General features: G+C 36.8%; 15 protein-coding genes and 1 pseudogene. 13 read left to right on the forward strand and 3 right to left on the reverse strand.

All coding sequences use genetic code 11. The features are described from left to right. Window positions 1–12: 12 nt before the first annotated feature. From JCM12304_RS14450 to JCM12304_RS14460, 3 genes and pseudogenes are all read left to right on the forward strand, one after another. Window positions 13–1,167, forward strand: a complete 1,155-nt coding sequence (locus JCM12304_RS14450; protein WP_060681160.1) for a CapA family protein — start codon at window positions 13–15, stop codon at window positions 1,165–1,167. Window positions 1,168–1,196: 29 nt separating this feature from the next. Beyond that, a pseudogene (locus tag JCM12304_RS14455) lies at window positions 1,197–2,017 on the forward strand (DUF368 domain-containing protein). Window positions 2,018–2,080: 63 nt separating this feature from the next. Further along, a complete protein-coding gene (locus JCM12304_RS14460; RefSeq protein ID WP_019379240.1) occupies window positions 2,081–2,401 on the forward strand; it encodes a thioredoxin family protein in 321 nt (106 codons plus the stop codon). A gap of 519 nt (window positions 2,402–2,920) precedes the next feature. Here the strand turns inward: JCM12304_RS14460 and JCM12304_RS14465 are convergent. Then, complete coding sequence (locus JCM12304_RS14465; protein ID WP_019379238.1) at window positions 2,921–3,553, reverse strand: VOC family protein; 633 nt, start codon at window positions 3,551–3,553, stop codon at window positions 2,921–2,923. Window positions 3,554–3,673: 120 nt separating this feature from the next. On the opposite strand from JCM12304_RS14465, the gene JCM12304_RS14470 reads away from it, so the two are divergent. From JCM12304_RS14470 to JCM12304_RS14510, 9 genes are all read left to right on the forward strand, one after another. Further along, window positions 3,674–4,366 (forward strand): response regulator transcription factor, encoded by a 693-nt coding sequence (locus JCM12304_RS14470; protein WP_060681162.1) that lies wholly within the window; start codon window positions 3,674–3,676, stop codon window positions 4,364–4,366. Next, window positions 4,363–5,703: a HAMP domain-containing sensor histidine kinase gene (locus tag JCM12304_RS14475; protein WP_060681165.1), complete on the forward strand. Its 1,341-nt coding sequence runs from the start codon at window positions 4,363–4,365 to the stop codon at window positions 5,701–5,703. The genes JCM12304_RS14470 and JCM12304_RS14475 overlap by 4 nt, the downstream gene beginning before the upstream one ends. Window positions 5,704–5,794: 91 nt before the next feature. Then, window positions 5,795–6,454, forward strand: a complete 660-nt coding sequence (locus tag JCM12304_RS14480) for a PepSY domain-containing protein (protein WP_060681167.1) — start codon at window positions 5,795–5,797, stop codon at window positions 6,452–6,454. Window positions 6,455–6,766: 312 nt separating this feature from the next. Then, window positions 6,767–7,660: a YegS/Rv2252/BmrU family lipid kinase gene (locus JCM12304_RS14485; RefSeq protein WP_060681170.1), complete on the forward strand. Its 894-nt coding sequence runs from the start codon at window positions 6,767–6,769 to the stop codon at window positions 7,658–7,660. A 424-nt stretch (window positions 7,661–8,084) separates the two neighbouring features. Further along, window positions 8,085–8,567 carry a MarR family winged helix-turn-helix transcriptional regulator gene (locus JCM12304_RS14490; protein WP_172675297.1) on the forward strand — a complete coding sequence of 161 codons (483 nt, stop codon included), beginning with the start codon at window positions 8,085–8,087 and terminating at the stop codon, window positions 8,565–8,567. Between the two features lie 215 nt (window positions 8,568–8,782). Next, window positions 8,783–9,412 carry an SDR family oxidoreductase gene (locus tag JCM12304_RS14495; RefSeq protein ID WP_019379231.1) on the forward strand — a complete coding sequence of 210 codons (630 nt, stop codon included), beginning with the start codon at window positions 8,783–8,785 and terminating at the stop codon, window positions 9,410–9,412. Between the two features lie 148 nt (window positions 9,413–9,560). Further along, window positions 9,561–9,845: a glutaredoxin family protein gene (locus JCM12304_RS14500; protein WP_060681172.1), complete on the forward strand. Its 285-nt coding sequence runs from the start codon at window positions 9,561–9,563 to the stop codon at window positions 9,843–9,845. 48 nt (window positions 9,846–9,893) lie between these two features. Beyond that, window positions 9,894–10,394, forward strand: coding sequence for a YppG family protein (locus JCM12304_RS14505; RefSeq protein ID WP_218185789.1), 501 nt, complete (start codon window positions 9,894–9,896; stop codon window positions 10,392–10,394). A gap of 114 nt (window positions 10,395–10,508) precedes the next feature. After that, window positions 10,509–11,225, forward strand: a complete 717-nt coding sequence (locus JCM12304_RS14510; RefSeq protein WP_060681176.1) for an alpha/beta hydrolase — start codon at window positions 10,509–10,511, stop codon at window positions 11,223–11,225. 12 nt (window positions 11,226–11,237) lie between these two features. On the opposite strand, the gene JCM12304_RS14515 is transcribed toward JCM12304_RS14510, so the two are convergent. Continuing rightward, window positions 11,238–12,095, reverse strand: a complete 858-nt coding sequence (locus JCM12304_RS14515; protein ID WP_060681178.1) for a DegV family protein — start codon at window positions 12,093–12,095, stop codon at window positions 11,238–11,240. Window positions 12,096–12,162: 67 nt separating this feature from the next. Then, the gene (locus JCM12304_RS14520) at window positions 12,163–13,077 is read right to left on the reverse strand and encodes a DMT family transporter (RefSeq protein ID WP_019379226.1); all 915 of its coding nucleotides are present in this window, start codon (window positions 13,075–13,077) and stop codon (window positions 12,163–12,165) included. A gap of 464 nt (window positions 13,078–13,541) precedes the next feature. On the opposite strand from JCM12304_RS14520, the gene cshA reads away from it, so the two are divergent. After that, entirely contained in the window at window positions 13,542–15,014 is a 1,473-nt protein-coding gene (gene cshA, locus JCM12304_RS14525; RefSeq protein WP_060681180.1) for a degradosome RNA helicase CshA, read from the forward strand. Window positions 15,015–15,136 lie beyond the last annotated feature (122 nt).

Genomic DNA, 15,136 nt, shown 5'->3' on the forward strand with positions numbered 1-15,136 from the left:
GGGACATAAGAGATGGCTATTAAAAAATCAATATATTTTCCAGTGGTATTACTGCTGATGTTGTTTTTAGCAGGATGCCAAGGAAGTAATCCAGATACTCAGGTTGAAAATCACAAAAAGAAAGATACCTATCTTTCAGAAAAAGATAAGATGAATAAACAAATTACGTTGTCTGCTGTTGGAGATATCTTGATTCATGACCGGGTATATGATGATGCGAGAGTAAAAGATACATTTAATTTTATGCCTATGTTAGATCGTGTGGACAGTTATTTAAAAGCTTCGTCTGTTACATTTGCTAATCAAGAAACAATGGTTGGTGGGGAAGAAATTGGCTTATCGGGTTATCCAAGATTTAATAGTCCATACGAAATTGGTGAGGCATTAAAGAAAGCAGGCGTGGATGTCGTTTCGCTTGCAAATAACCATACCCTTGACCATGGTGAAGAAGCAATCCACAATGCCATTAACTATTGGAAAGAAAAAGATATGATGTATACTGGGGCTTATGAAAGCAAAGCAGACCAAGAAAAACTACGAATCTATGAGACAAATGAGGATATATCCTTAGCTTTTCTGGCATATACCTATGGTACAAACGGGATAACAGAACCGGAAAACAAGGATTATTTAGTCAATCAAATAGACGAGCAACAAATAGCAACAGAAATAGCTGAAGCAGAAAAGCAAGCAGATGTCGTTGTGCTGAGCCTTCATTTTGGAGATGAGTATGAAAGGTTACCTAATGAGAGACAAAAAGATTTAGTTCAATTTGCTACCGATCAAGGGGCAGACATCATTCTAGGCCATCATCCCCATGTTTTACAACCTGTTGAGTGGATGGAGGGGAAAGGTGGAAAAAGGAGTTTTGTTATTTATTCCTTAGGAAACTTTTTATCTGGTCAGGACGAATTTTACCGAAGAATTGGTGGAGTACTAACGTTAACTCTTACAAAGGAAGAGAAGAAGGGTGAAGAGGCTAAAGTGAAAATTAGTAACCCACAATTTCTACCGACATTTGTAACGTTTACGAATGAATCAGACTACAAGGTAGTCCCAATGTATCAGCTTAAGGAAACGGATTTACCTGATGCGAAAAAGCATTATAACGAGATTAAGGATCATATGACACGGTGGATGGAAGAGCTTCAATTTCCGGAACAGTGAGCATACTAGTCAAATCAGGAGGAAATAGAATGGAATGGAAAAATATTTATCGTGGCATGTTAATGGGAGCAAGTGATGTAATTCCAGGAGTTAGTGGAGGAACGATAGCAGTATTGCTTGGAATTTACGACAGGTTGATTGCTTCAGTTAATGGGGTGTTAAGTAAAAACTGGAAAAAACAGTTAGGCTTTTTGGTTCCTTTAGCAATTGGTGTTGGGACAGCAATCTTACTTTTAAGTAAATTAATCGAATGGTTATTTGAACACTTTCCGGGCCCTACACAATTCTTCTTTTTGGGGTTGATTATTGGGGTATTACCTTATTTGTTTCATAAGGCAGATGCAAAGCACTCCTTTAAGATGAATCATGTGATTTTACTTGTAATTGGCGCTGTTATAGTGGGCTCCATGGTGTTTTTAAATGCTGGTGAGGTTGGAGTCATGACAAAACTACAGCCTTCTGATTATATTTTACTTTTCTTTTCCGGATTTGTTGCAAGTAGTGCAATGATTCTTCCCGGGATTAGTGGATCGTTCATGCTTTTAATTCTTGGGGTGTATCCAACAGTGATCGGTGCCATAAGCAATATGCATTTAGATATTATTGCTGTAACAGGTGTAGGGATTTTACTTGGTATTGTTGTAATGAGTAAAATTATAAACTATTTCCTGACTAATTACAGAACAGGAACGTTTGCTTTAATTATCGGTTTAGTTATTGGTTCCATTGTTGTTGTATTTCCTGGATGGCCATCAACGACTAATTTGCTTTTATTAAGTATTGTTGCTTTCGGTGCAGGCCTTTTTGCAGCTACATTCTCGGTAAGGTCGAATATAAGGATGAAGCATAGAAAAAGACAAACCGTGTGAAAATGTTTAAAATAAAAGTAATAGATGAGTAAGGAGTGTAAAGAATGGAGCATATAAAAACAGCAGAAAATTTTAATGAAATTATAAAGAGTGAAGAACCTGTAATTATTAAGTTTTTTGCAGATTGGTGTCCTGACTGCAAACGAATGGACATGTTTATTGGGGAAGTAATGGAAGAGTTTCAAAATTATAAATGGTATCAGATTAACAGTGATGAAGTTGAGGGAATTGCTCAAAAGTATGAGGTAATGGGGATTCCAAGTATTTTAATCTTCCAAAATGGTGAAAAGAAGGCACATCAACATAGTGCCTATACTAAAACACCTGAATCTGTAACAGAATTCTTGCATCAGCAATTAGGTTAATAAACAAAATAGCGGCCCTCCCCCTAGAAGGAGGAGCCGCTATTTTTATGCAAAAAGATAACCTAAGGGTGGACACACTAGTTCTCAAAATGGATAAGCTGCGAAGTAATTTGGTAGGGATACAAATTCCCGTTTTAAAAAAATCCAATATAGCTAATCCCTGAATATTTAGGGCAAACTTCTTTGCTTTCCAGCCATAATTCATTTTCCGGCGGATTATCTCGCTCTGCTGCCGATTAGTTTGTTCTCCGGCGGATTATCTCGCTCTGCTGCCGATTAGTTTGTTCTCCGGCGGATTATCTCGCTCTGCTGCCGATTAAATTGTTCTCCGGCTGATAGTTTCGCTCTGCTGCCGATTAAATTGCTCTCCGGCTGATAATTTCGCTCTGCTGCCGATTAAATTGCTCTCCGGCGGATAACCTCCGCTCCGCTGCTGATTGTCCCAATACTAGTACGCAGTTCTCTCCAACTGTGCAGCCAATAAGTTATATGGAATAATGATTGTTCCAAGGTATTATTCTAGTCTTGTAAAGTGAAGTCAAGTTTATTATTGGAGGTAATCGTTAGTTTGCCATTACGTAAGGGGATATTGTTCCCTTCTACAGATATGTCAGTGATTTTCTCAAACTCCTCCAAATCAATTAAGCCATCTTGTATTTCTTGTATAGTAGTATTGTTAATATATTCACGGTCGTTCGGTATATTTTTCTGCTTTCCCCATTCAATTATAAAGGGAAAGACGCTCTCTGATTCCGGAAACAACATGCGCCACTGCAAATTGGTACCGTCCGGCTTCTCGCGTTCGCCAGCAATAGGACCAGCGAAGGAATAGTCCAACTTAGTTAACCTCTCAATAAGTGGATCCATCTGTTCTGTACGGAGAGCATATTGAATTGGCCCTTCTCTGTTTTCCTCAAAAGCCACAACGAGTTGTTTAATTAAGGGATTGTCTGATTGATCCGCAATCTCCTCATTAAAGATACCCAGCCATTCTATATAGCAATCATTTCGGAAATACGCTAGGTAGTTAAAGGTTCCCCAGTTTTCGTGTCTTCCACCCTTAACGATCTTGCAATTATAAGTTTCCCCAAATAATTGAGCCGATTGAGCAGGATCCTTTGCAGCAATGACGATATGATCAATTCCAAGCATATCCTTCCAACTCCCTTTCATTTTCCTCTATTATAGTAATAAGAAAAAAGAAACGCTAATACCTTTTATATAAAGTTTGATATAGTACAGATAAGAAGACATAAAAAGCAGGTGGATAAAATGGGGAAGCCAAAGATTTTAATTGTGGAAGATGAACGCAAATTAAGCAGAGTTCTTGAGGTGGAGTTATCCTACGAGAATTATAATACAGAAATTGCCGATAGTGGGAAAGATGCACTTCAAAGAATGGAAGAACAAGAATGGGATTTGGTATTACTGGATATTATGCTTCCGGAATTAAGCGGACTTGAGGTTTTAAGAAGGGTTAGAAGAACAGACGACTGTACCCCAATTATTTTACTAACCGCACGTGATGAAGTGCATGACAAAGTAAGTGGATTGGACCTTGGAGCAAACGATTATATTACCAAGCCTTTTCAGATTGAAGAATTACTTGCCCGAATACGTGCAAACCTTCGTAAGCCATCGAATGAAAAAGTAAAAAACCAAAGTTTAGATATAGGAGACTTAAAAATAGATATTGAGGCACATGAAGTAACTAGAGGGGGTAGAAATATTGATCTAACACCAAGAGAGTTTGATCTGCTTGTATGCTTAGTGAAAAATAAAAATATCGTTCTTACTAGAGAGCAGCTGATTGAGCATGTATGGGGATTCGATTATTTTGGTGATACAAACGTAGTTGATGTTTATATTCGGTATTTAAGACAAAAAATAGATAAAGGACATGAGACTACCTACATTCAAACGATACGTGGTGTTGGATATAGTATTAAGGATACGGTAGCATGAAGCTTCGAATAAAGATCCAGTTGTTTTCGAGTATTTTTATGCTTCTTCTGATTCTTCTCGTTAATACATCGATATACTTTTTATTCAATACAATTTCAGCAGAGAAAGAATTAAATCAATTGGTTGAACATACAAATACCATTGCAGAAGCGCTAAATAATAGTAATGGAGAAGTTACCGATGAGTTTTATAGAGCTTTTTTACCTGCTCATGGAATGATTCGTTTAGTTAAGAAGGATGACAAAGTAATCGGCGAGCATACAAAAGATGAGAAGTATGCAAATTTTGAACCAATCTATACGATTAAAGAAAAACATCAAATTGTTTCACAAAAAAATGGTGTAAAAACTGCGATTGTTTCCAAACCTATTATTTGGAAAAATGGAGATATTGTTACCCTTCAAGTTTCTAATCGGTTGGTTTCTCTTCATGAGACCATGCAGGTTTTATTTTTTGTATTAGCCATTGCTTCTTTAATCATTCTTATCCCAACGATTTTTGCTGGAAATGTTCTTGGCAGATTTTTATTAAATCCGATTAAAGATCTTATTGAGACAATGAAGGAAAATATGCGGGAAGAAGAGTGGAAAAAAATTGACACTGAAAATAGAAGTAAAGATGAGCTATATGAGATGGAGCAAACGTTTAATGATATGATCGACCACTTAAAAGAAAACTTTGATAAACAGGAAGTCTTTGTTTCTGATGCCTCACATGAATTAAAAACACCAATTTCTATTGTGAAAAGTTACGCACAGTTGTTGGAGCGGCGGGGCAAGGATAATCCTGACCTATGGAAAGAATCGATTGAAGCAATTGATTCAGAGGTTGATCGTATGCAGCGTCTTGTGGAGCAAATGTTATTATTAGCTAAAAACAAGAGTGAGGTTAACTATGAACAAGTAGAACTGGCTGCTTTAACCTCTTCAGTTATTCAAACCTTCCAAGGAGCATACGACCGTGATATCCAGTTTTCACAGGATGGCGAGGCATTAACAGTGTATGGAAATGTTGATCAACTGAAGCAGGTCATTTATATTTTAATTGATAATGCTATAAAATATAGTGATAGCACGATTCATGTTAAGGTTTGTGAAAAAGATGAAAATATTCTTCTTCAAGTGGAAGACTTTGGCCAGGGTATATCAGAAAAAGATCAAAAAAGGGTGTTTGATCGTTTTTATAGAATTGATAAAGCCAGAAGCAGAGAAACAGGAGGAACAGGACTCGGTTTGCCAATAGCAAAAGCGATAATTACAGCACATAGAGGGAATTTAACTGTAGAAAGTATTCTAGGCAGGAGAACTGTTTTTACAATACAGCTACCAATTAGTTAAAATGAACACTCTCATCAATTTCTAATTTATTTCACATAAGACTTTCATTTCAGTTGGATATAATGATGGTAACAATAAGGAGGAGATTGAAATGAAAAGTAAAATAGCTGTTGTTGCAGGAGCACTTACTGGTGCAACTTTTCTCGGTTTAGGTATTTATCATTCGGATGCCTCACAAACGGAACCGAAAATTTCAACTGATGATATTAAAACAATGGTAGCAGATCAATATCCAGGCACCATTACAGATATAGAGCTAGAAAAAAACTTCGATAAGATTTTTTATGAGGTGGAAGTTGAGAATGAAAACCGGGAATATGACCTGAAGCTGGACGCTAACACAGGTGAAGTGTTGAAAATAAGAGAGAAAGACACATCGGATAAAGAAAGTGTAAGTGAAAAGAAAACAGAAGCTTCTGATGGGGATAAGGAAAAACAAGAAAGCACGAAGGAGCAACAGCATGCTCAAGAAAATAAGCAGGCTCATGATAGTAAAGAGCAGAAAAATGATGATAAGCAGCCTGTAGAAAAAGAAAAAAATAAGCAGTCCAATGGTCTGATCGGAATGAAAAAAGCTGAAAAAATAGCGTTGGATGCATTTGCAGGAACTATTGTTAGCATGGAGCTAGATGAAGATGATGATCGAATGATTTATGAGATTGAAATAGAAAACGGTGAAGATGAAGCCGATGTGGATATTGATGCTTACACAGGTGAAGTTCTTGGCCTATCAATAGATCGTGATAACTAAAAAAGTAAAAAGTTGTTGAGTTAAAATACCCTTTTTTTAATATAAATCCGAACTGATTCAGTTAATAATGAATTTAGTTCGGATTTTTTGCCTTCAAAATACAACCTTTAGTATACATCGGCTGATACTTTCGCTCTACTGCTTTACAGGGTAAAATTTCTATCTCTTCCTCTCCAATAGGACCCAAAATATAGGTTATCATATTACATAACTATTTAGTATTCGAGGTATGAAATAGGCTGTTTAGGTGTTTTCAATTGGGAGCGCTGGGGAATAGTAGGATAGGAGGAATTAAATTGAGGTGACAAGAAAATGATTACATATAACAAAGCTCTATTTTTGTACAATGGTAATGCCGGAAAAAAGGATATAGAGCGAAAACTGTCCTTAACTGTACCTGTATTAAGCCAGGCGATTAAAGAGTTAACTATACTACAGACCGAAACCTTGGAAGAAGCACGGAGGGTGTGTGTAGAATACGCTGAGAAAATTGATCTGTTAATTATTTTAGGTGGAGATGGCACCATCCACACCTGTATTAATAGTATTGCTCCGTTAGATAAAAGACCAATTATCGCGATACTTCCAGGCGGGACCTCAAATGATTTTTGCAGAACATTAGGAATACCTCAAAACTTAAAGGCAGCTGCTAATGCTATAGTTAATGGAAGCGTTATAGATATTGATATTGGAAAATCAAATGATAATTATTTCCTTAATTTTTGGGGAATCGGCCTTGTTGCAGAGACCTCCCAAAATATTGACGAAACGCAAAAGAAGAATCTTGGGGTACTTAGCTATTTTTTAAGCACTGTAAAAACATTCAGTCAAGCTGAGTCATTTTCCTATACAATAACTACGAACGAGGGAGAGTTTAATGGAGAGGCTGTATTAATTTTTGTGTTAAACGGTAACTATATTGGAACACAAGAAATCCCTGTAGGTACTTTATCTCCAATGGATGGAAAGATGAATGTCTTAATTATTGAAAACTCTAATTTTGCATCTTTTCGTGAATTGTTAGCGATGAATAATCCACGTATGGATGCAGAAGACTTTCAAGAGCTTAGCCACTTTGCTGTAAATGAGTTGAAGATAAAAACAAATAAACCGAAAAAAATAGACATGGACGGAGAATTATATACATCTACACCTGCGGATATTACTACACTTGCAGGACATATTAGAATAATTGGCAATTTATAACCTTATAAGATAAAGCTACTCTCCTCCATGGCTGTGAAAGGTATTTTACAGGTGTGTAAGATACACAGAAGGAACAACAGAATAAACTTACTACATGGAGCACATGTACTTACATGTGCTAATTAATCGAACATATGTTACCATGAAGGGGAGAAATATTCTTTGAAAACTAGCTAGTATTGTTATGAAAGTGAAACTAAAATGAGCGCCTTATGTGCAGCTAATATAGCACACTACATAAAAGCATCCAATCTTCAATGTGGAACTGCTCCATATAACTTTGGAATAAGTGGTTGCTTTTGTTGTGGAAGGGAAAAGCCTCCTAGAGAAAGAAGTGAACAGTAATTTCTTCCAAGCCTCTATTCCAATCTTCCTTTGTGGGTGCTATAGTTAAGTAAAAGGTGATAACAATTCTAAGGATTTTATGAACGGAAAGAAGGTTATAACGTTGAAGCCAGAGAGCACGTTGGAAGAAAAAAAGGAGGATCTTTCCTTAAGGTTATTTGTAGTTCTATCTAAAGCCTATCAGGCAATTATGGAACAAGTAGAGCAGGACATCCAATCCAAAGGACTAAATCTTACTGATTTTGCTGTATTGGAATTACTATACCATCGGGGAGAACAACCATTGCAAAAAATAGGACAGAAAATCCTGTTAACAAGTGGAAGCATTACCTACGTGATAAATAAATTAGAGAGAAAGGAATATTTATATAGACAGCCTTGTCCAAACGATCGGCGTGTAACTTATGCGGTTATTGCGGAGAAGGGGAAAAACTTACTTGATCGGATTTTTCCTGAGCATTGGGGTAGAATTGATGAATTGATGAGTGTTTTAAATGAAGAAGAAAAAGCAACTGCAATTGATCTTTTGAAAAGGCTTGGTACATCCATACGCAAATTATAATCTTGATGTGATGTATATCACAGCGGAGGGTCATAATGTAGGTTAAAATAATAGTGGGATATGGGATGTCTCAGCTCTATTATAATATATCGCAAGCTAGTCGGTATGCTTGCGGACCATGGGAAGCAGGATGTTTATCTTAAGGATAAATGTTTTGCTTCTATTTTTTTAGGAAATAGAATGAAGGAGTGGTTACTTTTAAGGAGGTATTAAAAGTGAGAGTATTAGTAATTGGAGCAAATGGAGCTGTAGGGAAACACGTCGTTGACAGATTGAAGGAGTCAGACCATCAGCCTGTGGCAATGGTTAGAGATACCGATCAGATTCCGTATTTTGAAGAGAAAAATGTAGAAACAGTTTTGGCGGATTTGGAAAAGGATTTTGAGAAAGCCTTTTATAATACAGAAGCTGTAATTTTTGCTGCTGGTTCCGGCCCTAAAACAGGAGCAGATAAAACAATTATTATTGATCAAGAAGGCGCTATTGAAGCAGCAGATCTTGCTAAAAAGCATGGAGTAAACAGATTTGTTATGCTAAGTTCTATGGGAGCAGATCAACCTAAGCAGGCTGAGCAAATTAAGCACTATCTTTATGCAAAGCATCGTGCAGATGAACATTTAAAAACCTCAGGATTAAATTATACTATCCTGCGCCCAGGTCGACTTACGGATGAACCTGCATCAGGGAAGGTAAATGTTCATGAAGGCTCTCCTGAAAGAGGGAGCGTGCCGAGAGCTGATGTTGCATCCGTTCTTGTTTATCTTTTATCAGCTCCACGAGCAGAAAATAAAATTTTTAATTTAATTGAAGGATCTACTCCTCTATCTGATGTACTTGCATATTAAAAAAATGAAAACTCCAGTATATCTCTAATGAGAACTGGAGTTTTTGCTTGTAATATAATTGTAATATATTTAACACAAAAAGTTTAGAAAGAATAAAAAGGGGGTAGTTAAAAATTAGACAATCAGTAACTAGTGGGAGGTGGCGACAATGACAGAGAAAAGTGTGCTTATTTATATTAGTGAAGAAAATGAAGATTGTAATAAATTAATGAAACAACTTGATGAATGGAATGTACCATACGAAGTAAGAAACGTAACTGAGAATGGTAATTATAAGAAGGAACTTCAGGAAAAAGGGGTATATGGGACACCTGCTACGTATATCGGTAAGGAGCCATATGCAATATTAGGCTTTCAAAAGGAGAAAATCAGAAGTTCATTAGGTCTTGCGGATGCTGACTTGAATCATAGTAAGACGTATTCAAGTCAATAATTGAAATTGCAAAAAATAGAATCACAGTAGCTGTTTACTACGCATATCTTGGTAGTAGAAGGATTAGTAAAGGGGTGTGTTTGTATGAATTATCAGATGAACTTTAATCCATATCATCGGGTTGAATCACCATATGACTACCCGTTCCCGCCATACACTGACACGCAAAACTCTCAATTTTATCCCCAGTCGCCATATTATGGTCAGGAATTTCCGCAGTCACCCTTTGACATGTATGCAAAGCCTCAGCAACCACCAAATTGGCCATCACCTATGACAACAGCTCCACCTAATATAAACAATGCATCAGGTATGTCGGGATATACACCCAATATGAACAGTGCATCAGGTATGCCAGGAGGTCCACCCAATATGAACAATGCACCAGGTATGCAGCAGGGAAATGGTTTACTGAATTATTTTCAGGATAATGAGGGGCAAATGGACCTTGATAAAATGCTCTCGACCGTAGGACAATTGGCAAATACTTATCATCAAGTTTCCCCTATAGTGAAACAATTCGGCACTTTTATTAAGAATTTCAGGTAAAATTTACATGTGACCTATTTAGCTTTAGGAAAGTGATGGAAATAGTAATATAGCTCATAGGAATGTTAGTTCAAGGGAATAAGATAAGGTATAAAGGTTATGAGGAGAATTCGTATGATTGGATGTCTCATTATTCATGGATTTACAGGTGGACCATATGAAGTTGAACCTTTAGCAAGTTATCTAACAAAAAATACAAATTGGCATGTAGAAGTTCCGACACTGCCAGGACATGGGAAGAAACTGAATTTAACAGATGCCTCCCATAAGAAATGGATTAAAGCGGCAGAGGCTTCATTTGTCCAATTACAAGCAAAGTACAATGAAATTTATATTATTGGTTTTTCCATGGGGGGAATGATAGCTGCTTATCTCGCGGCTAAGTATAAAGTGGAAAAGCTGGTTCTACTTGCTACATCAGGAAAATATTTGTCGTTCAAACAAATCACATTGGATTTAACGGATGTAATTGCAGATGGATTTAAAGGAGAATTAAATAACAACAAGCTGTATCAGCATTATAAGAAAAAAATTGGGGCTGTCCCCTTAAAAGCAAACATTGAATTCTTAAAGCTCGTCAGATTTACCAGACGCTTTTTAAAGAAAGTAGAGACACCTGTTTTGATTGCCCAGGGCCAGCAGGATGGAATGGTTCCATATAAGACTGCATATTATTTGGATAAGAAAATCACTTCATCACGAAAAGAGGTAGTATTTTTTGAACGATCCCGCCATTTAATTTGTCTTGGGGAAGATAAAGATACATTAAATCAGATGGTGCATCAATTTTTAATAAAGAGTGTAAATACAAAACAGGGTCTGCCACAGTAAGGCAGACCTTGTTTAGTCTTTAAAAAAGGAAATAACTAATGCTCCTTCACCACCGTAAGTAGATATTAATGGTCCGCATTCGGTTAAATAAGCATCTTTAAAGGGATATTTCTTTCGGATTTCTTCGAGCACAGTTTTTGCCCGATCCTCTGCATTACAATGCGTCATAGAAATAATCTTGTCTTCAACATTTTTAGTATATTCACCAATTTGATCAATAAATCTTCTTATTGACTTTTTATCACCACGTACTTTCTCCGTGACCTCAATGTCTCCAACTTCTTCATTTGCCTTCATAAGTAATTTAATATTTAAGGTCTTGGCAATTGTTCCTTTGACTTTATCCAGTCTACCACCCATAACAAGGTTCTCAAGTGTTTTCAATACGAATAAAGTGGTAGTCTGTTCTGAGCGAATTTTCATGTGCTCTACAAGCTGTTCAAATGAATAATTTTCATTAATTTTGGCATGAGCTTCACCAAGTAGAAGAGCAATTCCACAAGAAGCTGTTTTTGTATTTATTACTTCAATCTTCCGTTCGGGTTCTTCTTCAAGTAACATGTCTTTACCCGTAACTGCATTTTCGAAAGTGCTACTTAATCCCTTTGTGAGGCTTAACATCAGAATTGGAACTGTAGGATCCACCTTCTTATATGCATGATAAAAATCATGTGGGCTTGGTGCAGCTGAGCGTGGAAGTTCGTTTAGTTCCGCTACTTTTTGATAAAATGCTGGAGTATCCATATCTACTCCGCTTTTGTATTGTCCATCACTGAAATGCAAATAAAGTGGGACTACTTTTATATCAAAATCATTACTCAGTTTTTCAGGTATATCTGCACCGCTGTCTGTCATTAATTGCACGTCCATGCCATCACCATTTCCTTTTATGATTTATTTTTAGTATACCAACAATTCTAAGAATTGCCCATTGTTTCTATTGATTTTGCTCCTTCTGGGATATTGTAACTTTCGGTTTTCGGGAAGTGCTAAGTATAAATAAGAACAAGCCGAAAATAACAATGGATCCACCAAGGAATTGAGCCCATGTTATAACCTCTCCAAGAATGAAAAAGGCTAAAATAGAAGCTCCTACAGGTTCAAACACAATCCCCATAGATATCGTCGAAGTGCTTAACCACTTTAATGCCCAATTAAATAAGGTATGCCCAAGAAATGTAGGGAAAATGGCTAAGACAATAAAAATCCACCAATGATCAACAGGATAACCAGTAAATGAATTTTGCAATAGGATATTATAAATTATCAGGGTCAGAGAACTAACTCCATACACAACAAAAGTATATGTCATTAATGAGACGTTCCTTCTGACTCTTTGCCCTAGTAAAAAGTATGCTGTAACTGTAATAGCACCCAATAATGCAAGAATGTCACCGAATAAAGCCAGACCACTAATTTTAAAATCTCCCCAGCTTATGATGACGCTCCCAAGTAAGGCGATAACCATACTAATAACAGCCCCTGGAGAAAAACGTTCTTTAAAAAAGAAATAAGTCCCTAAAAATGCAAAAATGGGCTGTAGAGTGACAAGGACCACTGAACTGGCAACAGAGGTATAGTTTAATGATTCAAACCACAAAATAAAATGAAACGCCAAAAAAACCCCTGCAAAAATGGATGATATCCAATCTTTTTTAGAAATTAGCCTGAATTCACTTTTGTATTTAATTAATATAATTGGAGCCATTAGTAACACGGCAAACAATAATCGGTAATTAGCTATAATAGCAGCAGGTGCTTGGTCAGCCAATTTTACCAAAACGGCAGACGTGGAGACAGAAATTACTCCAATGACAACCGCAGCGTATGGGTTAAATGGAGGGCGACGCATAATAAACCTCCTCATAAAAAATTCTTGTAATCTTATCTATTCTATCACGGTAAAAGTAAAAAATCATTTTTGTAATTAGTATCCTACTAAAATGTATGATATGATGTAACATGCATGAGTTTTTGATGGAGCCTCTTACCACTAATTGGTGAAGCCTTTTTTGTACTTTAGGGAAGTATAAAAATAAGTATACTTTAAACGAGAATATAGGTATATTGAGATCTAAATTACTTTATATATGTCCATTCCCTTTGTTTTATTTAAAGGGAAAGTGGGAAACGATATTTAAAGACTAAAGTATGGGAAGCCAAAGGTACTTTGTTTGTTAGACAGGTACTTTAGCTGAACGATTTGGCCTTTTCTGCACAGAATCGAAAGAGCCGAAATTTATATTTTCCTATCATATGAGAAAATTCCAAGGCCTCTAAATAAACAAATATATTTAAAAAGGAGTAGAGGAATAGGTGACAGCATTTAAAGAACTAGGGGTATCAGCCCCAATCATGAAAGCACTAGAAAAAATGGGATTTGAGGAAGCAACTCCGATCCAATCAGAGACAATTCCACTAGCAATGCAAGGGAATGATGTGATTGGACAAGCGCAGACTGGAACAGGGAAAACAGCTGCATTCGGTATCCCAATGATTGAAAAAATTGATCCAAAGCAAAGAAAGATTCAAGGTTTGGTTGTAGCGCCGACTCGTGAATTAGCAATTCAGGTTGCAGAAGAAGTAAACCGTCTTGCTAAGTTTAAAGGGATCAGAGCATTGGCAGTCTACGGCGGTCAGCATATGGACCGACAAATTCGCGCATTAAAAGATGGTCCGCAAATAGTTGTAGCGACTCCTGGTCGACTACTTGACCATATGCGCAGAAGAACTATAAAAATTGATATGGTACAAACAGCTATATTGGATGAAGCAGATGAAATGCTTAATATGGGATTCATTGATGATATCCGTGACATTTTAAAAGGAATTCCGGAAGAAAGACAAACATTGCTATTCTCAGCAACAATGCCAAAAGAAATTCGCGATATTGCTACTAACTTGATGAAGGATCCGAAAGAGATTAAAGTTAAAGCGAAAGAAATGACTGTAGAAAATATTGATCAATATTTTGTAGAGATTCCTGAAAAATTTAAGTTCGATACACTAAACAATCATTTGGATATAAATTCACCAGAACTTGCTATTGTTTTTAGTAGAACAAAGAAGCGCGTAGATGAAATTACAGAAGGACTACAGGCAAGAGGATATCGCGCAGAAGGAATCCATGGTGATTTAACACAAGGTAAGCGCATGTCTGTACTAAATAAATTTAAAGGTGGACGTGTCGATGTACTTGTAGCAACTGATGTGGCAGCTCGTGGTTTGGATATCTCAGGCGTTACTCACGTATATAATTTTGATATCCCTCAAGACCCTGAGAGCTACGTACACCGTATTGGTCGAACAGGTAGAGCAGGGAAGACAGGTGAAGCTATTTCATTTATTACACCTAGAGAAATGGCACATCTTCACTTAATTGAAAAGACGACTAAAAGCAAAATGAAGCGTCTCATGCCTCCTACCAATAAGGATGCTCAACAAGGTCAACAGCAAGTAACTGTAGACAAGATTTTGTCAACTATTGAAAAGCAGGATTTAAAAGCCTATCATGAAACTGCGACTGAACTATTGGAGGATAATGATTCTGTTACGGTTATAGCTGCTGCGCTAAAACTACTTACAAAGGAACGCAGGGATACACCTGTTAAAATTTCCTCTGTAGCACCAATTAGCGTGAAAAAAGCACAAAACTCAAGAGACAATCGTCGCTCAAATAATAAACGTTTCCAAGGAAAACGCGGGCAAGGTGGACGTAACCAAGGCGGACGTCACCAAGGTGGAAGAAACCGCAAAGGAAATTTTCAAAAGCGCAGAAACAATGATTAATTAAAAAGCTCCCCGTGTGGGAGCTTTTTTTCGTGAAGAGAAAAACTTGAACAACTGAGTTTCCTTTAAGTAATCCATTTTTAACCACGCAGGAAATTGTATGGAATTGCGATTAGTAGGTG

The sequence above is a fragment of the Virgibacillus halodenitrificans JCM 12304 genome, from assembly GCF_001310895.1.
GTDB classification, from domain to species: Bacteria; Bacillota; Bacilli; order Bacillales; family Amphibacillaceae; genus Virgibacillus_Q; species Virgibacillus_Q halodenitrificans.